At 69.5% G+C, this 20,804-nt stretch carries 18 protein-coding genes; 9 read left to right on the top strand and 9 right to left on the bottom strand.

The genetic code is table 11. The annotated features are described in order from the left end of the window. Positions 1-77 precede the first annotated feature (77 nt). From ACWDZ6_RS10635 to ACWDZ6_RS10620, 4 genes are read left to right on the top strand one after another with little or no spacing between them, the layout of a single operon-like run. A complete protein-coding gene (locus ACWDZ6_RS10635; RefSeq protein WP_366732846.1) occupies positions 78-1,001 on the top strand; it encodes an ABC transporter permease in 924 nt (307 codons plus the stop codon). Further along, positions 994-1,974 carry an ABC transporter permease gene (locus tag ACWDZ6_RS10630; RefSeq protein WP_451502559.1) on the top strand — a complete coding sequence of 327 codons (981 nt, stop codon included), beginning with the start codon at positions 994-996 and terminating at the stop codon, positions 1,972-1,974. Before ACWDZ6_RS10635 ends, ACWDZ6_RS10630 begins: the two co-directional genes overlap by 8 nt. Positions 1,975-1,984: 10 nt before the next feature. Next, positions 1,985-2,959, top strand: a complete 975-nt coding sequence (locus ACWDZ6_RS10625; protein WP_451502558.1) for an ABC transporter ATP-binding protein — start codon at positions 1,985-1,987, stop codon at positions 2,957-2,959. Further along, a complete protein-coding gene (locus tag ACWDZ6_RS10620; protein ID WP_451502557.1) occupies positions 2,952-3,998 on the top strand; it encodes an ABC transporter ATP-binding protein in 1,047 nt (348 codons plus the stop codon). Before ACWDZ6_RS10625 ends, ACWDZ6_RS10620 begins: the two co-directional genes overlap by 8 nt. Positions 3,999-4,057: 59 nt before the next feature. Here the strand turns inward: ACWDZ6_RS10620 and ACWDZ6_RS10615 are convergent, their stop codons facing one another. The 5 genes from ACWDZ6_RS10615 to ACWDZ6_RS10595 form a co-directional block, all read right to left on the bottom strand. Continuing rightward, entirely contained in the window at positions 4,058-5,173 is a 1,116-nt protein-coding gene (locus tag ACWDZ6_RS10615) for an ABC transporter ATP-binding protein (protein ID WP_451502556.1), read from the bottom strand. A gap of 13 nt (positions 5,174-5,186) precedes the next feature. Beyond that, positions 5,187-6,248, bottom strand: a complete 1,062-nt coding sequence (locus tag ACWDZ6_RS10610; RefSeq protein WP_451502555.1) for an ABC transporter ATP-binding protein — start codon at positions 6,246-6,248, stop codon at positions 5,187-5,189. A 14-nt stretch (positions 6,249-6,262) separates the two neighbouring features. Beyond that, the gene (locus tag ACWDZ6_RS10605; protein WP_366732840.1) at positions 6,263-7,240 is read right to left on the bottom strand and encodes an ABC transporter permease; all 978 of its coding nucleotides are present in this window, start codon (positions 7,238-7,240) and stop codon (positions 6,263-6,265) included. Between the two features lie 82 nt (positions 7,241-7,322). Further along, a complete protein-coding gene (locus tag ACWDZ6_RS10600; protein WP_451502554.1) occupies positions 7,323-9,113 on the bottom strand; it encodes an ABC transporter substrate-binding protein in 1,791 nt (596 codons plus the stop codon). Positions 9,114-9,167: 54 nt separating this feature from the next. After that, positions 9,168-10,196 carry an ABC transporter permease gene (locus ACWDZ6_RS10595; protein ID WP_451502553.1) on the bottom strand — a complete coding sequence of 343 codons (1,029 nt, stop codon included), beginning with the start codon at positions 10,194-10,196 and terminating at the stop codon, positions 9,168-9,170. Between the two features lie 419 nt (positions 10,197-10,615). On the opposite strand from ACWDZ6_RS10595, the gene ACWDZ6_RS10590 reads away from it, so the two are divergent. Further along, entirely contained in the window at positions 10,616-11,686 is a 1,071-nt protein-coding gene (locus tag ACWDZ6_RS10590) for a hypothetical protein (RefSeq protein WP_451502552.1), read from the top strand. A 25-nt stretch (positions 11,687-11,711) separates the two neighbouring features. Here the strand turns inward: ACWDZ6_RS10590 and ACWDZ6_RS10585 are convergent, their stop codons facing one another. After that, the gene (locus ACWDZ6_RS10585; protein WP_451502551.1) at positions 11,712-13,865 is read right to left on the bottom strand and encodes an alpha/beta fold hydrolase; all 2,154 of its coding nucleotides are present in this window, start codon (positions 13,863-13,865) and stop codon (positions 11,712-11,714) included. Positions 13,866-14,021: 156 nt separating this feature from the next. Between ACWDZ6_RS10585 and ACWDZ6_RS10580 the strand changes: the two genes are divergently transcribed. From ACWDZ6_RS10580 to ACWDZ6_RS10565, 4 genes are all read left to right on the top strand, one after another. Further along, positions 14,022-14,216, top strand: coding sequence for a hypothetical protein (locus ACWDZ6_RS10580; protein WP_142213873.1), 195 nt, complete (start codon positions 14,022-14,024; stop codon positions 14,214-14,216). A 29-nt stretch (positions 14,217-14,245) separates the two neighbouring features. Further along, positions 14,246-15,133 carry an N-acetyl-1-D-myo-inositol-2-amino-2-deoxy-alpha-D-glucopyranoside deacetylase gene (gene mshB, locus ACWDZ6_RS10575; RefSeq protein WP_451502550.1) on the top strand — a complete coding sequence of 296 codons (888 nt, stop codon included), beginning with the start codon at positions 14,246-14,248 and terminating at the stop codon, positions 15,131-15,133. Next, positions 15,130-15,552 (top strand): DUF6113 family protein, encoded by a 423-nt coding sequence (locus tag ACWDZ6_RS10570; RefSeq protein WP_451502549.1) that lies wholly within the window; start codon positions 15,130-15,132, stop codon positions 15,550-15,552. Before mshB ends, ACWDZ6_RS10570 begins: the two co-directional genes overlap by 4 nt. A 313-nt stretch (positions 15,553-15,865) precedes the next feature. Continuing rightward, entirely contained in the window at positions 15,866-18,130 is a 2,265-nt protein-coding gene (locus ACWDZ6_RS10565) for a hypothetical protein (RefSeq protein ID WP_451502548.1), read from the top strand. 237 nt (positions 18,131-18,367) lie between these two features. Here the strand turns inward: ACWDZ6_RS10565 and ACWDZ6_RS10560 are convergent, their stop codons facing one another. Genes ACWDZ6_RS10560 through ACWDZ6_RS10550 form a run of 3 tightly spaced genes read right to left on the bottom strand, consistent with a single transcriptional unit; the run spans position 18,368 to position 20,699 of the window. Next, on the bottom strand, positions 18,368-18,838 hold the full coding sequence (locus ACWDZ6_RS10560) for a DoxX family protein (protein ID WP_451502686.1): 471 nt from the start codon (positions 18,836-18,838) through the stop codon (positions 18,368-18,370). After that, the gene (locus tag ACWDZ6_RS10555) at positions 18,835-19,686 is read right to left on the bottom strand and encodes a transglutaminase family protein (RefSeq protein ID WP_451502547.1); all 852 of its coding nucleotides are present in this window, start codon (positions 19,684-19,686) and stop codon (positions 18,835-18,837) included. Before ACWDZ6_RS10555 ends, ACWDZ6_RS10560 begins: the two co-directional genes overlap by 4 nt. 17 nt (positions 19,687-19,703) lie before the next feature. Further along, entirely contained in the window at positions 19,704-20,699 is a 996-nt protein-coding gene (locus ACWDZ6_RS10550; protein WP_451502546.1) for a GNAT family N-acetyltransferase, read from the bottom strand. Positions 20,700-20,804: the final 105 nt, after the last annotated feature.

Here is a 20,804-nt window from a genome sequence, read left to right as displayed (position 1 = left end):
GGCGCGACCGACCGCGCCGGGCCGGCAGCTACACCGAGCCTCCCCGCATTCCGCGCCCACGAACCCCGGAGCCCTTCATGGGACGTTATGTGATCCGGCGTCTGCTGCAGATGATCCCGGTCTTCTTCGGCGCCACGCTGCTGATCTTCCTCATGGTGAACGTGATGGGCGACCCCATCGCGGGTCTCTGCGGCGACCGGCAGTGCGACCCGGCGACGGCCGCCCAGCTGCGCAAGGAGTTCGGCCTCGACAAGCCGGTGTGGCAGCAGTACCTGACGTACATGGGCAGTGTCTTCACCGGCGACTTCGGCACCGCCTTCAACGGACAGCAGGTCACCGAGCTGATGGGCGAGGCCTTCCCGGTCACCATCCGGCTCACCGTCGTCGCGATCGTCTTCGAGATGCTGATCGGCATCACGCTCGGTGTGATCACGGGCCTGAAGCGCGGCCGCCCCGTCGACACCGGCGTGCTGCTGCTCACCCTGGTCGTGATCTCGGTCCCGACCTTCGTCACCGGTCTCATCCTCCAGCTGCTGCTGGGTGTCCAGTGGGGCATCATCAAGCCCGCCGTTTCACCGGAGGCGCCGGTCAACGAGCTGATCGTCCCCGGCCTTGTGCTCGCCTCGGTCTCGCTCGCCTATGTCACCCGGCTGACCCGGACCTCGATCGCCGAGAACGCCCGCTCCGACTACGTCCGCACCGCGAAGGCGAAGGGCCTGCCCAGACACCGGGTGATCAGCCGTCATCTGCTGCGCAACTCACTGATCCCGGTGGTCACCTTCATCGGCACCGATATCGGCGCGCTGATGGGCGGTGCGATCGTCACCGAGCGCATCTTCAACATCCATGGCGTCGGCTACCAGCTCTACCAGGGCATCCTGCGCCAGAACACCCAGACCGTCGTGGGCTTCGTGACCGTGCTCGTCATCGTCTTCCTGGTGGCGAATCTGCTGGTCGACCTTCTGTACGCCGTTCTCGACCCGAGGATCCGGTATGCCTGAGCCTCAGTACGACAACGGGGGAGCCATCGCCTCCACCGGCGCCGGCGGTGCGATGGACCTCGCGACCGCCGAGGGAGCGACCCTCGAGAAGACCCCCGGCGGTCCGCTGGGCACAGGCCCTGCCGAGAAGCCCCGCAGCCTCTGGTCCGACGCCTGGCGCGATCTGCGTCGCAACCCCGTCTTCATCGTCTCGGGCCTGATCATCCTCTTCCTGGTCGTCATCGCGATCTGGCCCCAGTCGATCGCCACCCAGAATCCGCTCCAGTGCGACCTCGCCAAGGCCCAGCAGGGCTCCCAGCCCGGCCATCCGTTCGGCTTCAACGCGCAGGGCTGCGACGTCTATACGCGCACGGTCTACGGCGCGCGGACCTCGGTCACCGTCGGCGTCTGCGCCACTCTCGGTGTGGCGCTGCTCGGTTCCGTCCTCGGCGGTCTGGCGGGCTTCTTCGGCGGGGCGTCGGACGCGACTCTCTCCCGGATCACCGATATCTTCTTCGGCATCCCCGTCGTCCTCGGCGGTCTGGTCCTGCTGTCCGTCGTCACCAGCACCACGGTCTGGCCCGTCATCGGCTTCATGGTGCTGCTGGGCTGGCCGCAGCTCTCCCGTATCGCACGCGGCTCGGTCATCACCGCCAAACAGAACGACTACGTCCAGGCTGCCCGGGCGCTCGGTGCCTCCCACTCCCGGATCCTGCTGAGGCACATCACCCCCAACGCCGTCGCGCCGGTGATCGTCGTGGCGACCATCGCGCTCGGTACGTACATCTCGCTGGAGGCGACGCTCTCCTACCTCGGTGTGGGGCTGAAGCCGCCGACCGTGTCCTGGGGCATCGACATCTCCTCCGCGTCCCCGTACATCCGCAATGCTCCGCACATGCTCCTCTGGCCGGCCGGCGCGCTGGCGGTCACGGTGCTCGCGTTCATCATGCTCGGCGACGCGGTGCGCGACGCCCTCGACCCCAAGCTGCGCTGAGGAAGCCGCCATGTTGCTCGAAGTGCGCGATCTGCACGTGGAGTTCCGTACGCGGGACGGCGTGGCCAAGGCCGTCAACGGCGTCAACTACACGGTGGACGAAGGCGAGACGCTCGCGGTACTGGGCGAATCCGGGTCCGGCAAGTCCGTCACCGCGCAGGCGATCATGGGAATCCTGGACACGCCCCCGGGGAAGATCGCCGGCGGCGAGGTCCTCTTCAGGGGACAGGATCTGCTGCTGCTCAAGGAGGAGGAGCGGCGGAAGATCCGTGGGGCCGGGATGGCCATGATCTTCCAGGACGCTCTCTCGTCCTTGAACCCGGTGCTGAGCGTCGGCGACCAGCTCGGCGAAATGTTCACCGTCCACCGCAGGATGTCGCGCAAGGACGCGCGGGCCAGGGCCGTCGAGCTGATGGAGCGGGTGGGCATCCCGGGGGCGAAGGAGCGGGTCGGGCAGTATCCGCACCAGTTCAGCGGCGGCATGCGCCAGCGCATCATGATCGCCATGGCGCTGTCCCTGGAGCCGGACCTGATCATCGCGGACGAGCCGACGACCGCGCTGGACGTCACCGTCCAGGCCCAGGTGATGGATCTGCTGGCCAATCTCCGGACCGAGCTGAACATGGGGCTCATCCTGATCACCCACGACCTGGGCGTGGTCGCCGACGTCGCCGACAAGATCGCGGTGATGTACGCGGGCCGGATCGTCGAGACGGCTCCCGTCCACGACATCTACAAGGCCCCGGCCCATCCGTACACCAAGGGCCTGCTGGAGTCGATCCCGCGCCTGGACCAGAAGGGCCGGGAGCTGTACGCGATCAAGGGCCTGCCGCCGAACCTGATGAACATCCCGCCGGGCTGCGCCTTCAACCCGCGCTGTCCGATCGCCCAGGACGTGTGCCGGACCGATGTCCCGCCGCTGTACCAGGTGTCCGAGGACCGCAGGAGCGCCTGCCACTTCTGGGAGGAGACGCTCAATGGCTGAGGCGATCCTGGAGGTCCGCGGTCTGGTCAAGCACTATCCGCTCACCCGGGGCATCCTCTTCAAGAAGCAGGTCGGCGCGGTCAGGGCGGTGGATGGCGTCGATCTCGACCTGGTCGCGGGCGAGACGCTCGGCATCGTGGGGGAGTCGGGCTGCGGCAAGTCGACGCTCGCCAGGATGCTGGTGCACCTGGAGGTGCCCACGGCCGGTGCGATCCGGTACAAGGGCGACGACATCACCAAGCTGTCCGGGCGCGCGCTGAAGGCGGTCCGCCGCAACATCCAGATGGTCTTCCAGGACCCGTACACCTCGCTCAATCCGCGGATGACGGTCGGCGACATCATCGGTGAGCCGTACGAGATCCATCCCGAGGTGGCGCCCAAGGGCGACCGGCGCCGAAAGGTCCAGGACCTCCTCGATGTCGTCGGTCTCAACCCCGAGTATATCAACCGCTATCCGCACCAGTTCAGCGGCGGTCAGCGGCAGCGCATCGGCATCGCGCGCGGTCTGGCTCTCCAGCCGGAGGTCATCGTGGCCGACGAGCCGGTCTCCGCGCTGGACGTCTCCGTGCAGGCGCAGGTCATCAATCTGCTGGACCAGCTGCAGAGTGAATTCAGCCTGAGCTACGTCTTCATCGCGCACGACCTGTCGATCGTCCGGCACATCTCGGACCGGGTGGGCGTGATGTATCTGGGGCGGATCGTGGAGATCGGCAAGAACGCGGAGATCTACGACCATCCGACACATCCGTACACCCAGGCGCTGCTGTCGGCAGTTCCGGTGCCGGACCCGGAGGCGCGTGAGCACCGGGAGCGGATCATTCTGCGCGGTGATGTGCCGTCGCCGGCGAACATCCCGTCCGGCTGCCGCTTCCGTACGCGGTGCTGGAAGGCGCAGGAGCGGTGCGAGCTGGAGGTGCCGACGCTGGCGGTGCCGGCGGAGTTCCGGCTGGCGAGCGGGCCGGCGCATCATGCCTCGGCGTGCCACTTCGCGGAGGAGAAGCGCGTGGTGCCGACGGAGGAGGAGCCGGACGCCGAGTGACCCGCCCCCTGCGGCTCCGCTCCGCCCGACCCGCTCCCGAACGCCGGAGGGGCCGAATCTCAGCCCGTGTCCGCCTCCAGGTCCCGCAGCGCCGGATCCAGGATCACGTCCTCCTCCCGCACCCGCGTCGGCTCCTGGGGGAAGTGGCACGCCGTCAGGTGACCCTCGAGGTTCCCCTCGATCCGCACCAGCGGCGGTACCTCGCTCGCGCACTTCGACCGCGCCTTCCAGCAGCGCGTACGGAAACGGCAGCCCGACGGCGGATCGATCGGCGACGGCACGTCGCCCGCCAGGCGGATGCGTACCTGCGCCCGCGCGTCCGCCTCGTCGCTCAGCGCCGCCTCCGGGACGGCGGAGAGCAGTGCGTGGGTGTACGGATGCCGGGGCCGGTGGTAGATCGAGTCGCGGTCGCCGACCTCCACCACCTTGCCGAGGTACATCACCGCCACCCGTTGCGAGAAGTGCCGTACGACCGCCAGGTCGTGGGCGATGAAGAGGAAGGCGATGCCCAGCTCCCGCTGGAGTTCCTGCAGCAGATTGACGACCTGCGCCTGGATGGAGACATCGAGCGCGGAGACGGGTTCGTCCGCGACGATCAGTTTCGGCTCCAGCGCCAGGGCCCTTGCCACGCCGATGCGTTGGCGCTGGCCGCCGGAGAACTCGTGCGGGAAGCGGTTGTAGTGCTCGGGGCTCAGGCCGACGATCTCCAGCAGCTCACGGACCCGCGTCTCGCGCCCGCCCTTGGGCCGTATGTTGTTGATTTCCATTGGCCCGGAAATGATCTTTCCGACGGTCTGCCGCGGGTTCAGCGACGAGTACGGATCCTGGAAGATCATCTGGATCTCGGGGCGTATCGGCGCCAGCTGCTTGCGGTCGGCCCGGCTGATGTCCTGGCCACGGTAGGTGATCTTCCCCGCGGTCGGTTCCAGGAGACGGGTCAGCAGCCGGCCCGTCGTCGACTTGCCGCAGCCCGACTCGCCGACGAGCCCGAAGCTCTCGCCCGCGTACAGCGTGAGATTGATGCCGTCGACCGCCTGAACCGCGCCGATCCGCCGTTTGAACGGAAAACCGCCCGTGATCGGGAAGTGCTTCGTCAGCCCTTCCGCCGTCATCAGGACCTCGCCGTCGGCGACAGCCCGGTCGCGCGGGGCGGGGATGGTGGCTCTGTGCGCCATGTCGCGTCTCTCCCTACCCCAGCCGGGGCTTGATCTGCTCGATGAAGACGGTTTGCTTCCGCTCGGCCGTGAGGTGGCAGGCGGAGCCCCGCCCCTCGGGCAGCTCCGGCCGTACGTCCTCGCAGGTGGTGCCGCCGACCGTGGAGGGGAAGCCGCAGCGCGGACGGAACGGGCAGCCCGAAGGCGGCGAGAGCAGACTCGGCGGGGCCCCAGGAATGGGGGTCAGCGGTTCCGAGACGTCCGACCCGAGGCGTGGCATCGACCCCAGCAGGCCCCAGGTGTACGGGTGCTGGGGACCCCGCAGAATCTCGCGCACCGAACCGCGCTCCACCGCCCGGCCCGCGTACATCACCAGCAGGTCGTCGGCGATATTGGCGACCACGCCCAGATCATGGGTGATCAGGATGATCGCCGAGCCGAACTCCTGCTGGAGGTCGCGCAGCAGGTCCAGGATCTGCGCCTGCACGGTGACGTCCAGCGCCGTCGTCGGCTCGTCCGCGATCAGCAGCTCCGGATTGCACACCAGCGACATCGCGATCATCGCGCGCTGCCGCATACCGCCGCTGAACTGGTGCGGGTAGTCGTGCGCCCGCAACTTCGGCTGCGGAATACCGACCTTCTCCAGCATCCGGACCGCCCGCGCCCACGCCTCCCGCCTGGATGCCCCGGTGTGCTTGCGGTACGGCTCGGAGATCTGCCGGCCGATCGTGTAGTACGGCGAGAGCGCGGTCAGCGAGTCCTGGAAGATCATCGCTGCCTTGTTGCCGCGCAGCCGTTCCAGCGTCCGCTCCCCGGCCCCGGTCATCTCCTGGCCGTCCAGCAGGATCTCGCCCCGGGTCTCGGTGAACCTGGGGTCGTGCAGCCCGAGGATGGAGAGATTCGTGACGGACTTCCCGGAGCCGGACTCGCCGACGATGCCGAGCGTCCTGCCGCGCTCCAGATCGAAGGAGATCCCGTCGACGGCCCTCACCGTCCCGTCCTCGGTGGAGAAGTGGACGTACAGATCGCGTACGGAGAGAAAGGGGCCGTCGGCGGCAGGCCGGGGCGGCTGATCGGTCTTGGTCAGGGTGGTCATGTGGCTCAGGACTCCTAGGCCGGCCGCACGCGCGGATCGAGCAGGGCGTAGACGGCGTCCACGACGATGTTGAAGAAGACGATGGCCGCGGCGCTGATCAGCATCACGCCCATCAGCATGGGCAGATCGGTGAGCTGCACGGACTGCACCGCAAGGCGTCCGATGCCGTGCAGGGTGAAGGTGACCTCGGTGATCATCGCGCCGCCAAGCAGTGAGCCGAGGTCCATGCCGAAGATGGTCAGGACCGGGGCGACCGCGCCTCGCAAGGCGTACCGGAAGAAGACGGTCCGGCGGGCGAGGCCCTTGGCGCGGGCGGCCCGGACATGCTCCTCCTGGAGCTGCTCGGCCATCAACGACCGTGCGAGGCGGCTGTAGTTGGCGATGAAGATCATCGAGAGGACGAGCCACGGCAGCATCATCCCGGCGAACCACCCCGCCGGATCCTCGGTGATCGGAACGTATTCGGGCTGATCCAGCCAGCCGAGGTGGGAGACGAACAGCGCGAGGCAGAGTACGCCGACGAAGTAGATCTGCAGTGACGAGCCGAGCAGCGACAGCGAGCTGAAGAACTTGTCGACCCAGGTCCCGCGGTACGCGGCGGCCAGCAGGCCGATGCCCACTCCGACGAGGAGGAAGACGGCCGCGCCGCCGAAGGCGAGGGAGAGCGTGGTCGGGAAGCGGTCGAGGATCGTGCCCCACACCGATTCCTGATTGACGAACGAGTAGCCGAAGCACGGCGCGTCACAGTGCCCGACGGTGAAGTCACGGCCCGCGAAGATCCCCACCATGAAGTCCCAGTACTGCACCGGGACCGGCTTGTCGAGGCCGAGGTTGCTGTTGATGAGCGCGAGAGCGGCCGGATCGCAGTTCTTCCCGCAGGCCAGCCGGGCGGGCTCGGCGGGCAGCGCGAAGAACAGGAAGAAGGTGACCGCGCTGATCACCAGAAGGATGACGAGAGCGCCGAGCGAGCGGCGGACGAGGAATCTCAGCATGGCCTCGCGGGCTTCCGGGAGAGGACCGGAGGAGGCTCCCTGCACCGTCGGGGGGCGGGGAGCCGATCCGGTGCGCCGGTGACTACTTGACGTACACGGCGGTCGGGTCCACGGCGCCGTACGGCTCGTGGAACTTCACGCCGCCGATGCCCGAACCCCAGAGCGTGAACAGCCGGTTGTAGAAGATCGGCACCTGCGGAACCTCGTCGGTCAGGATCTTCTGGCCGATCCTGACCCACTCGCTGCCGGCCCGGTCGATGTCGCCGATCTTCTCCGCCTTGGCGATATCACCGTTGACGGCGGGGGAGTTGAGGTGCGAGTAGTTCGCCGAGTCGTCGTAGATGTTCCTGCCGTCGTAGAGCGGCGGCACGACCGTCGACGCGGACGGCCAGTCGGCGCCCCACGAGGAGCGGTAGGCGTCGTACTGGTTCCTCACCTTGCCGATCTGCGTGTAGTACGTCGAGGAGTCGAGCTCCTTCTTCTCCACCTTGAAGCCGGCCTTCTCCAGTGCCCGTTCCACGACCACCGCGGAGTTCTGGGCGGGGCCGGTGTTGGCGTAGGCATAGACGATCGTCCTGCCCTCCGCGCCCGCCTCCTTCAGCAGTGCCTTGGCCTTCTCGGGGTTGCCCGCCGGGTACTTCTTCTTCTCGAACGGGTCGACCGGCTGGTAGCCCTTGAGGGTCGGGCCGACCAGAGAGCCCGCGACCTCGCCTGCCTTGACCCCGCCGTACTGCTGCAGCACCTGACCCGAGGGCCAGGCCCAGGCCAGCGCCTCGCGGACCCGCTTGTCCTTGATCCGGTCCATGTTGAAGCTGACCACGTCGACGTACGGCTGGGTCTTCGTGAGCGACCTCGCCATCGCGTCCTTGTTCTTCAGGACCGTCGAGATCAGCGACGGGTCGACCGCGTTGGTGAAGGTCATACCGGTCTTGTCGGCGCCCTGTTCGGCGACGAGCCGGCGGGTGGAGTCCACCCACTGGTGGCCGAAGGTGACCGCGAACCTGTCGGCGTACTGGTGGCGTACGGCGTCCGACTTCGGGTCCCAGTTGGTGTTCCTGACGAACTCGATGCTCTTGTCCGGCTTGAAGTTCCGAATCTTGTACGGCCCCGACGCGACCGGCGCCTTGTCGTACTTCTCCTTGGTGTCCTTGGCCGCCGGGACCGCGGTGATGTTCGGCATGGCGACCGCGAACGGCACTTCGGCGCGCGGCTGGGCGAAGTGGAAGACGATGGTCTTGTCGTCCGGTGTCGCCAGCACGCTGTCCGGCAGATGTTTGCCCTTGTACGGGCCGTCCGGCAGCGCCTTGCGGAAGGTCTGACCGGCTCCGGAGAGCCACTGCTGCAGATACGTCGGCCCGCTCACCTGGTACTCGGCGTACAGCCGCTCGACGCCGTGCCGTACGTCCTTCGAGGTGATCGGCGTACCGTCCTCGAACTTCAGCCCGTCCTTCAGGGTGTACGTCCAGGTCTTGCCGCCGTCGGAGGACCTGCCGGTGTCCGTGGCGAGGTCGCCGACCAGCGTCACCTTGCCGGTCCTGTCGTCGACGTTGTACGTGGTGAGCGTGCGGTTGAACAGCGTCTGCATGATCAGTTCGTCGCTGACATAGATCTGGCCGGGGTCCAGATGCTCGAAGGCGTCACGCTGCAGCACGGTGACCGTGCCGCCCGGCTTGGCCCCCGGCAGGTCCGGGGCGGGTCCGGTGGAGTCCTGGGCGGTGCCGATGGTGATGGACTGCTGCGTGAGTCCGGGTTCCTTGGACTGTTTGTCCTTGCTGTCGCCTCCGCCGCCGCTGCTGCACGCGGACAGCACAAGCGCGCCGGCGGCAACCGCGACGGCCGGAATCCGCACTCTTCGCCGAATGGTGGATGTCATGGTCTCCACTCACCTGCCTCGTCGGAGGGAACAGTCAGTGCCTTGCGACGTGCGTCAACGCCTGGTCTTCGGGTCGATGGCGTCCCGGACCGAGTCCCCGAGCAGATTGAAGGCGACCACGAAGATCACCATGGCGATGCCCGGAAAGAACATGTACGTGATGTCGCCCTCGTAGAAGTCGGCACCCTTGGCGAACATCCGGCCCCAGTCGGGTGTCGGCTCCACCAGACCCACCCCGAGGAAGGAGAGGCCGGCCTCGAGGGTCACGAAGTTGGGCAGCATCAGCGTGGACTGCACCAGGATCGGTGTCGTCACATTCGGCAGCAGCTCCCGGCGGATGATGCGCCAGGGCGGAGCGCCGGTGACCTTGGCGGCCTCGATGAACTCCCTCTCGCGCAGGCTCAGTACCGAGGATCTCAGCAGCCGCGCCAGCGTCATCCAGCCCAGCAGCCACAGGACGAGCACCAGCGCCGTGACCCGGAAGTAGGTCGGGGTCTCCTTCTGCGGGCTCACGAAGAGCGCGGTGACCACCGGCATGAAGGCGACGAAGAAGAGCTGCTGCGGGAACGAGAGCAGCAGATCGATGAAGCGGCCGAGGAAGTAGTCGGTACGGCCGCCCAGGTAGCCTGCCGTCACACCGACGAGAATTCCCGTGATGGTGGAGAGAACGGTGGCCGCCAGGCCGATCAGGAGCGAGGTCCTGATTCCGTACACCAACTGCATCAGAACGTCGCGGCCCAGTCTCGGCTCGATTCCGAACCAGAATTCTCCGTCGATGCCGCCGTTCGGTTTCATCGGATAGCTGGTGACCGGATCGAGCAGTTCCGGACGGTCGAGGCCGTAGGTGATGTACGGATCCTTTCCGTACAGCCGGCCGATCACCGGAGCGAGCGCCGCCACGAGGAAGAAGAACAGCACGATGTACGCGGCAAGCAAGCCCGTACGATCGCGTGTGAAGCGCCGCCATGCCAACTGGCCCGGGGACCGGCCGACAAGCGTCCGCTCCCCCTTGCTCAGAGCGTCAGGGAGCGGCCCGGTCTCGGCCGCCGGGCCGGTCGACCCGGCACGGGATGGAATCGTCACGTCACTTCTCGCCCCCGCAACTCATGACTCTCGGTTCATGACTTACGCACCGGCCGCGGACGTCGGTGAACGCCGCTGTTTGAGCGGACTGTGGCAATCGTGGGTGTGCCAGTCAAGAGTCTCGCGGCGCAAGCTGTGTTGTCCATGCGCTTCTTGGGCGAAGGTTCTGCAGATCGATCCGCCTACGTGCTTGACAGGCCTTCTGGGCGAGCGACATAGCTCGATAAATGCCCATCAATTTCGTTAACACATAGGCAACTTGACTGTCGCAACTCCGATATACGAACGCGTCAGGCTGAACAGCGTACGGCCGTGCGGGTGCCGTAGACCGGCCGGGGCTCGCCATGTAGCCCCGGCCGGTCGCCCGCGCGCCGCGCGAGCCCTTGTTCAAGGGTGTACGGCGATGCAGGATCCCCCTTGTGACTCTCACGCGGGCGGCCCGGATCACCGGAGCGGTGCTGTGTGCCGCGCTCGCGCTCATCGTGGCTGCCTGGATCGTCCGGGATCTCACCACGGCCGTCAGTCCGCTCGATCTCTGGCGGCACTGGACCGGCAGCCGCCGCAGCGCTGCCCCCGCCCCCCTGACGACCACCCTCCAGGACCCGCTGCTGCTGGCGGTGTACGTCACCGTGGCCATCACCGCCCCGCGCTCGCCCGTCGCGGCCGCGGCCCTGGTGACAGCCGGAGTGATCACGCTCGCCGTACGGCTGCCGGGGTTGTGGGTGATCAGCTCCTCCTGGATGGATGTGCTGTCCACCCATCAACTGCGCACCCGGGCCATGTATTGCGTCTTCGCCGCGCTCGGGCTCGGCATCGGACTGATCATCACGGCCGCCGCGGGCCGACGTGCGCCCGGCGCGGCCTACGACTCGTACGCCACCCATGACACGTACGCCCCTGAGCGGACGCCGACCCGGCCCACCCAGGGTGTCTCGGTGCTCGCCTTTCTGCTGCTGGGCGCGTCGGCGGGCGTGCTGGTGGCCTGGGAGATCGACACGGCCACCGGGTACGCGGGCACGCGCTATCCCGACCGGTTCACCGGCAGCGAGACGGTCCGGCTGCCGTTGCTCGGGGTTCCGCCGGGCTGGCTGACCGCGGTGATGGTGGTGCTCGCCCTGGTGGCGGCGGCCGGTGCGCTGTTCCGCGCCGTCTTCTCGCGGCCGCTGGGGCTGGTGCTCGCGGTGTTCCTGGTGGGCATGGGTGGGACCGGGCTCGACTTCGCCGTACGGAACCGTCTCTTCTCCCGGCTCGGCGATCTGCCGTTCCGCGAGCAACTCCTCTTGGGTACCTGGCTGTTCGAGCTGGCGGCCGGTGCGGTGCTGCTGCTCGCGCTCGCCCGACGGGGCGAGAGGGGCCCGTCGGACGGCGGTGTCCCTGACCGGCGGCGGCCGCAGTCCGCCTACGGCCGTCCGCAGAGCGGCTACGGTCCGCCGCAGGCCGGCGGCGGATTCGGCCCGCCGCCGCCCTCCTCACCGCCGCCGGGCTGGTAGCCCCCGAGGCTCCCCGCCCCGCCGCTCAGTCGCCGGGCGGCCTGAACGGCAGCCCCAACGACCGCTTGAGGAAGTCCACTTGGAGCAGCAGCAGATTCTCCGCGATCTGCTCCTGCGGTGTCATGTGGGTCACTCCGGTCAGCGGCAGCACCTCATGCGGACGGCCCGCGGCGAGCAGCGCGGAGGAGAGCCGCAGGCTGTGCGCCATCACCACATTGTCGTCCGCCAGACCATGGATGATCATCAAAGGGCGTGGCGGGTTCTCCGGGGCCGTCAACCCGTCTTCCGTGACGAGTGAGTTGGCCGCGTACACCTCGGGCCTCGTCGCCGGATCGCCCAGATAGCGCTCGGTGTAGTGGGTGTCGTACAGCCGGAAATCGGTCACCGGCGCACCGGCGACCGCCGCATGGAAGACATCCGGACGGCGCAGCACCGCGAGCGCGGCCAGATAGCCGCCGTACGACCAGCCGCGGATCGCCACCCGGCCGAGATCCAGCGGGAAGGTCCCGGCGAGCGAGTGCAGCGCCTCGATCTGGTCGTCGAGAGTGAGCGGGAAGTTGTCCTTGACGGCCTTCTCCCAGCCCGGGGAGCGGCCCGGAGCGCCCCGGCCGTCCACGACGATCACCGCGAATCCCTGGTCGGCGAACCACTGGGAGGTGAGATACGGATTCTGTGCCGCGTACACCCGCTGACCGTGCGGTCCCCCGTACGGGTCCAGTAGAACCGGAAGCGGCCCGTCCGACTCGTTGTAGCCGGAGGGCAGCAGCACGGCACACGGAATCCGGTGCGCGCCCCCCTCACAGAGCCGCACCCGGGCCTTCAGCACCGGCTGTTCCGCATGCGACGCGACGACCGCGACCGGCTTCCCGTCCCGCAGCACCTGCACGGACGCGCCACTCATCTCCGTACGGGACGAAGCCAGTACCGTCACCCCGCCGGAGCGCACCGCCGAGTGCACTCCCGCACCGTCCGAGATCCGCTCGATCCCCAGCTCATTGACCCGGTACACATGGATCTCGCCGGTCTCCGGCTCCGCGGCCTCCTCGCCCGCCGCCGCCGACACCAGGACGTCGCTCTCGCCGATGTCCAGCACCGCCCGCAGCTGCAACTGCGCTCCGGTCAGCGCCCGGTCGCCCACCGCGAGCACCCGTGCCCCGCCCTCGTCCGCGATCCGCACCAGACGCCCGTCCGGCGCCCAGGCCGGCACCCCGGGGAAGAGCTCGAGCCACACCGGATCCTCGTCGACATGCACCGTCCGGGTCTCGCCCGACTCCGTGTCCACGGCCAGATACAGCTGGGTCCGCTGGTCCCGGGACTGGACGAGCAGCAGCGGAGCGCCCGCGGACGACCAGTGCACCCGTGCCAGATACGGATAGCGGGCCCGGTCCCAGCTCACCTCCGTACGCCCTCCGTCCAGGGTGAGCAGGAACAGCCGCACCTCGGCGTTGGGCGTCCCCGCCGCCGGATACGCCACCCGCTCCGGCTCCCGGTCCGGATGCGCGGGATCGGAGATCCACCAGCGCTGTACGTCCCGCTCGTCGACCCGGGCGACCAGCAGCCGGTCCGACTCGGGCGCCCACCAGAAGCCGCGCGAGCGGTCCATCTCCTCGGCCGCGATGAACTCCGCGAGACCGTACGCGCTCTGCTCGTCCTCCGGCTCGGCCAGCGCCCGGTCACCTTCACCCTCCGCACCACTCACCCGCAGCGCGCCGCCCGCCACATAGGCGACATGGCGGCCGTCGGGAGACGGCCGGGGGTCGATCACCGGCCCGGGCACCCGCAGTTCGCGCGTGGTCCCGGCCCGCAGCTCGGCCGTGTACAGCCGCCCCGACAGCGCGAACGCCGCCAACTCGACAGCCTGGTCCACCGCGTAGCCGACGATGCCCGCCGACCCCTCCCGGCTGCGCTCGCGCCGGGCCCGCTCCTTCGCCGACAGCTTCTCCGCGGCACCGCCGAGCAGCGCGTCCGGATCGGCGGCCAGGCGTTCCTGGGCCTGGCGTCCGCGCGCGTCGAGATCCAGCACCCAGAGCCGGCCCGTCCGGTCGGTCCCGGAGGCCGAACGGAGGAACACCACCCGGGAGCCGTCCGGGGACACGGTGAAGGCGCGCGGTGCGCCCAGCGTGAAGCGCTGGGTCCTGGCGTACTGACGCGGGAAGGAGAGCTGCTGCCTCGAGGTCATGCGACCGAACCTAGCGTTCGTGCGCCCCCATGTGCTGCCGTGCACCGATCGATGCGTTGGTACGGATAGTTATGATCCGTAGCGCAAGGTGGGTATGAACCCCCCGGCACATGCAACCTGCCCGTCCCTACCGAATATCTGTGGAGGTGAACCGCCGTGGCACTCTCGATTTCGGCGGTGGTGCTGCTGGCGATCGTCGTCTTCCTGCTGGTCCGGAAGTCCGGGCTGAAGGGTGGGCATGCGGCGGTCTGCGTGTTGCTCGGGTTCTATCTCGCAAGCTCGTCCATTGCCCCCACCATCAACGAACTCACGACAAACGTGGCCGGAATGATCGGCGGCATCAAGTTCTAGCGAAGGTCAGGCCTCGTAGGCTGTCCGGTATGAAGGATCTTCCCGCCCGTCGTCTGCTCCTGGTGCACGCGCACCCGGACGACGAGTCGATCAACAACGGCGCGACGATGGCTCTGTACGCGGCCGCCGGCGCCCAGGTCACCCTGGTGACCTGCACACTCGGTGAGGAGGGCGAGGTCATCCCGCCCGACCTCGCCCATCTCGCGCCCGACCGGGAGGACCGGCTGGGCGTTCATCGCGTCGGCGAACTGGCCGCCGCGATGAAGGAGCTGGGCGTCACCGACCACCGCTTCCTCGCGGGTCCCGGCAGGTTCCGGGACTCCGGGATGATGGGCGTGGAGCAGAACCACCGTGAGGGCGCGTTCTGGAACACCGATGTGGACGAGGCGGCCCCGTATCTCGTCGAGGTGATTCGTTCCGTGCGTCCGCAGGTGCTCGTGACGTACGACCCGCGCGGCGGCTACGGACATCCCGACCACATCCAGGCGCACCGGGTCGCGATGCGCGCCGCCGAGCTGGCCGCCGATCCCGCCTTCCGACGCGATCTCGGCGAGGCGCACACCATCGCCAAGATCTACTGGAACCGGGTGCCGCGCTCGGTGGCCGAGGAAGGCTTCGCCCGGCTCCGCGCCGCCGGTGCGGACTTCCCGGGCATCGCGGCCCTCGACGACATTCCGGGTGTTGTGGACGACTCCGAGATCACCACCGAAATCGATGCCACGGCGTACGCGGAACAGAAGGCGGCGGCGATGCGCGCCCATGCCACCCAAATCGCCGTGGACGGCCCCTTCTTCGCACTCTCCAACGACCTGGGGCAGCCGATCTTCGCGACCGAGTACTACCAGTTGGTGCGGGGCGAGTCCGGAGCACCGGCCGGAGCGCGCGAACACGATCTCTTCGCGGGGGTGCCGGCATGAGCGGATCGACAGGCGGACAGCATGTGCCGGGGGCCTGGCTCTCCCGGTCGCCGAAGCCGGGCCGGATCGCCGCCTACCTCGGACTCGCCGTTCTCGGTGCGCTCATCGGCTTCGCCGGTTCACTGGTCCAAGGGGCCTGGTTCCCCGGCGGGTTGGTGCTCGCCCTGCTCGCCACGGCAGGTCTGTTCTACGGTTCGCTGCGGGCCACCGGAACGCAGCTCGGCGTGCTGGCGCCGGCCGTGGGCTGGCTGCTCGCGATCGTGCTGCTCAGCATCGGGCGCCCGGAGGGCGACGGGCTGTTCTCCGCGGGGATCGGACCGCTCGTCTTCATGCTGGGCGGAATGGCGTTGGCTGTGATGTGCGCCACGATGTCGCGGCCCCCGCACCCGGGTGGCGGGCCCGGCCGACCCGGCAAGTAGGGCCCGGGCGGAGCAACTCTTCCCGGGTTGTGCGGCTTTCCGGGGTGTACGAGGTCAAGGCGCCGGACACCGCGCTCACCTCGGGCGGGACCCCCGCCATGCAGTCCGGGCGGCAGGCCCCTATGGTGGGTCGCCCCGAGGGGTGGGAAGCCACTGAACTGACCATGCCCGTACGGTCGGCGGAAATGTCGCTTTCCACAGTCCCGGGGTGTCCGTCGGCAGCGGCCAGTATGGTGGTGCGCGCCGCCGAGCCGCCCGCAGCAGTAGCTATCCAGTAAGAAACGGGCGGCGGAGCCAACCGGGAGAACCTGCTTTGAGTCGTGAAACTGACAGTTCGTCCTCCGGCCCCCAGGGGCGCGGTGGAGCCGCGTACCCCTCGGGGACACCGCCGTACGGATCCCGCCAGTATCCGTCGCTGCATCCTCCGCAGGACGCTCCGGACGAGGCCGCCGACGTGGCTCCCGAGCCGCAGCCCGACGAGCCCAGGACCGAGACCACGCTGACGACGCGTATCCGGATCAACATCCCGGGTTCGCGGCCGATCCCGCCGGTCGTCATGCGTACGCCGATGAGCGACGTGGACGCCGCCTCGGCCAGACAGGACAGCGAGCGCACGGGCAGCACACGGCGGCCCGACGTGCCGGAGCAGCCTGCCGCGCCCGCGGCGGAGCCGCCGGCCGAGGAGAAGGCGCCGACCAGCGACTGGTTCGCACCGCGCAAGTCGGGTCCGGCTTCGGGCACGAGTCCGGCTTCGGGCACGAATGGTGCGGGTCTGGCGGCATCGGCCGGACAGCAGTCCGCTCCTGCCGCGCCCACGGGGCCGGGCGCCGGCACGAACGGCGGCGGTCCCGGTGCCGGTCTCCCGTACTTCTCGGACGGCCGGCAGGACGGTCCCGGTCAGAGCCGTCCCGGCGCGAGCATCCCCGGCCAGGGCGGACCGGCGAACGGCGCTCCCGGCAACGGCGGGCCCGGAGCGCCGCGCGGTGGCGGTTCGCTCAGCGACCTCGCCGCGAACGCGGACGGCCCGGCCTCCGGCGCGAACGGCTTCGCTCCCGGGGGCGGCACGCCTCCGCTGGGTGTACGTCCGCCCGGCGCGTCCCTCGGCCCCACCGGGCCGACGACGGGACCGGTCACCGGCAGCATGCCGCTCGGCCGGCCCCCCGGCGGTCCGGGAGCCGGCGTTCCCGGCGCGGGCGGCCAGCGTGGTCCGGGAGCCGGCGTTCCCGGCGTACCGGGTCCTGGCGGTCCCCCCGGTCCAGCTTTCGGCGTTCCCGGTCCCGGCGGCGCGCCCCGGATGTCCGACGACACCGCGGTGCTCACCCCTCAGCAGCCCGCCCCCGAGCCCGGTGGCAGCCATGTCTCCGGTGACACGCTGACCAGTGGCATCCCCGTCGTCCCCCCGGAGCGCCGCTCGCCCTTCCCGCCGCTCGGCGGCCCGCTCTCCGGCCCCGGCACCGGTCCGAACCCGCTGGCGCCCCACGGCTCCGGCCAGCAGGGCTTTGAGGAGGGGGACTTCTCCGCACCGGAGTTCCCCGGTGGTCCCGGTGGTGGACCCGGCGGCCCCGCCGGTCCTGTCGTGCCCGCTCCCGCCGCCGCCAGGACCGCTCCCAGCCCCAGGTCCGCGCCCGCCAAGAAGGGCCGCTCCAAGCTGGTGCTCGCCGGAGCCGGTGTGGTCGGCCTGCTCGCCGTCGCCTACGGCGCCGGCCTGCTGATCAACCACTCCGACGTACCCAAGAGCACCACGGTGCTCGGCGTCGACATCGGCGGCGGCACCAAGGAGCAGGCGGTCAGCAAGCTCGACGCCGCCCTCGGCAAGCGCGCTGCGGGACCGCTCCAGCTCACGGTGGGCGGCAAGAAGGAGCAGCTCGCCCCGGACAAGGCCGGACTCTCCCTGGACAGCCAGGCCACCGTTCGCGCCGCCGCGGGCAGCGACTACAACCCGGTCTCGGTGATCGGTTCCCTCCTCGGCGCCGAGCGTGCCGCCGAACCGGTGATCCTGGTCGACGAGGAAAAGCTGGGCGTCGCGCTCACCGACCTGGCGGGCGTCTCCGGCTCGGCCTCCGAGGGCACGATCAAGTTCGAGCCCGGCAAGGCCGTCGCCATACCCGGCAAGGCGGGTCAGACGCTGGACGTGGGCCGCTCGATGATCTCGGTCAAGGACGCCTACCGCGCCCAGGTCGAGACCGGCAGGCCGAACGTGGTCCAGCTGCCCGTCGCCACCCGCGAGCCGACCATCACGCGGACCGAGCTCGACCGGGCGATGAAGGACTTCGCCGAGCCCGCGATGTCCGGCCTGATCACCATCAAGGCGGGCGGCAAGCAGATCCAGTTCGGACCGGCGAGGTCGCTGCCCAAGATCCTTTCCATGAAGGCGATCGACGGCAAGCTCGTCGAGGTCTACGACAAGAAGGCGATCGACGACCTCCTCGACGGTGTCTTCGACGGTGTCATGATCACCAAGGGTGACGGCAAGAAGCACCAGCTCTCCGCGGACGACGTCGCCCAGGCCATGGGCACGGCGCTGCGCGGCAAGTCGCCGACCGAGCGCGTCAGCGAGATAGCGCTCGACCCGAGCTAGTCCTGTCACCGATCGCCGGGCGGCTCACTCCGAGCCCGTCCGGCGGTCGAGGACGAACAGCGGACGAACCGGCGACCTGGCGAACCGACCGGACGAACAGATCCGGGCGAACCGGCGACCGGGCGAACCGACCGGACGAACCGGCAACCGGGTGGCCGCGGCGAACCAGCGCGGTCTCCGCACCCACGCTCAACCCCAGTTGTCACGGCCGCGTGCATGACATCTGTCATCCCCGAGTCACGACCGCCGACACTGACGGCCGACGCCCTCCCGCGGCCAGTCTGAACACATGACGACGACAGCCGCTCCCACCCCCGTGCTGAGACCCCGGCTTGGCGGCGGCCGCTCTCGCCGAGGGTGCCAACCCGCTGAGTCGCGGCGGCCGGCGCCAGGAACGGACTGCAGCCCGAACTTGTAGTCCCGCACCCGCAATTGGGTCACGACCCCACAGACGGAGAAGAGCACGAGGCCGACTGCCGCAGCCGGCCCGAGCGACGGGATCCAGAAGCCGACGAGAAGGCCGAGTGCGGTCGCGGCCTTCGGGACGCCGAGCGCGGGCATCCACGAACGGTGGGCGCCCGCATCCTGAGAGTCGCGGCGGCGCGCGAGTGTGACACCGGGACGCCCAGGCCGCCCGGGACACGCGGGACGCCCGGGACAGACGCGACGCGCGGGATATCCCGAAAGATCAGGGTCTCCGGGACTCAGTTCAGCATCGCCCGCGCCGCCCGCGCCTTCCCCTTGATCGTGTCCGCCGCGGTCTCGTCCACCGCCGCCACCACATCCGCGTACGCGTCCAGTTCCGCCGCCCCCTTCAGGAACTCCCCGCGCTGAACGAGCAGTTGTGCCCGCTCGTAGCGCAACCGCGCCGGATGCGAGGGCAGCAGCAGGGACAGCTCGACCGCCCACAGTGCGACGTCCGAGCGTTCCGGGCGGGTCGCGGCCCAGGCACGGATGTTGTTCAGGATGCGCACGACCACGTCGACCGGGTCCGTCGGCAACAGCATCGAAGGGTCAAGGGGTGCTCCCGTCGCGCCCGCCACCAGCAGTTCCGCGTCCGGGCCCGTCAGCACACGGCCGCCGGCGAAGGGGTCCGCGAGCACCTGCTCGTGCGGGTCGCCGAAGCCCACGACGAAGTGGCCCGGCAGGGCGACCCCGTACACCGGCGCGCCCGCCCGGCGGGCGACCTCGATCCAGACCACCGAGAGGAGGATCGGCAGGCCCCTGCGGCGGCGCAGTACCTCGTGCAGCAGTGAGGACTCCAGTCGTTGGTAGTCGGCGGGCGAGCCGCCGAAATCACAGCGTCCGCCCAGGAGCTCGGCCAGCGCCGCGGCCCACGCGTGTGGACCGGCCAGGCCGAAGGGGAGCAGTCCGGCGAGCCGGTCCAGTTCGATCTGGGCCGCGTCCAGAACGGCCTGGTCCACGGAGGGGTCGGCCTCCGCGCCGACCAGCAGGCACATCAGTGCGAGGTCCGCGCGCTCCGCGCGGGCCTGTTCGGCGAACTGCTGACGCCAGTCGGGCCGGCCGGCGGGCCTGCCGGCGGATTCGTCGTGCATACGCGACTCGTACCCGTCTAAGCAGATCGGAAGTGGTGGTAGCGGTGGTGGGTCGCGAACCCCATCGCCTCGTACAGCGCGCGCGCCCCGTCGTTCTCAGTCTCCACCTGCAGCCACGCCGCGGACGCGCCCTCTTCCAGCGCGCGCCGGGCCAGCGCGGTCATCACCGTGGTCGCCAGGCCCTGGCGCCGGTACGCCGGGTCCACCTCCACCGCCATGAAGCCCGCCCAGCGGCCGTCGATCACACACCTGCCGATCGCCGCCGGCACCGCCCCTTCACCGGCCACCGAGGCGAACCACACCGACGGGCCGCTGCCCAGCACCTTCAGCACATGCGGTCCTGGTACGCCGAACCGGTGATAGCGCCGCAGCCACGCCTCGTCGAAGGAGCGCGCCAGCCGGACCCGCGTCACATCCGCGTCCAGGTCGCCGATCGGGGCGAGGGCCCCGATCCGTACCTCCGCCGAGACCTCGCGATGCCAGCCGCGCGCCTCAAGCTCCGCGCAGAGCTCTTCCTGAGTGCCCGCCGCCCCGGTAGCGGTCTGTACATACGCCGGCAGATCCCGCGCCTCGTACCACGCACGTACACGCGCCAGCGCCTCGTCGAGAGGAAGCCCGGGGTCACCGAGCGGGAGCACGGAGTTCGCGCGCCGGGTGAATCCGGCGGACGCCCGCAGTTCCCATCCGCCGAGCCGCTCGCTCTCCATCGGCTGCCAGGCGCGCGCGACGACCCGAACGAGCTCCTCGAAATCCGCCGCGGGACCGCGTCGGCGGGCCGGCGCGGCGGGCACGACCTTGCCCGCGACCAGGGACGATTCCGCGATTCGGACAGTCTCTCCGGTTCGGCGTGTGATCAGCAGCACACCCTTGTTCCATGATGTGAGAACGCCGACCGTGTCGGTGAACCTCCCGGCCCCGGAGCCGGAGTCGATCAAGCACCTCACGGACACTCGTTTACCCACGTCAATGGGTGTAATACGGACCTTGAACCGTCCGCCGCCAGTGAATTCCACAGCTCTGCGAGCCCCTCCTGTTCGGATCGTGCCCAGGAACGGAGATACTAGGGGCGGGCATCGACGACGCCGCGCTCCCGCGCAATGCCAGCCCTACCGAGGAGG

This window comes from Streptomyces sp. NPDC002926, from assembly GCF_053591755.1.
Note: the sequence above shows the minus strand (reverse complement) of the source record. Positions and strands in the feature narration are given on the sequence as shown.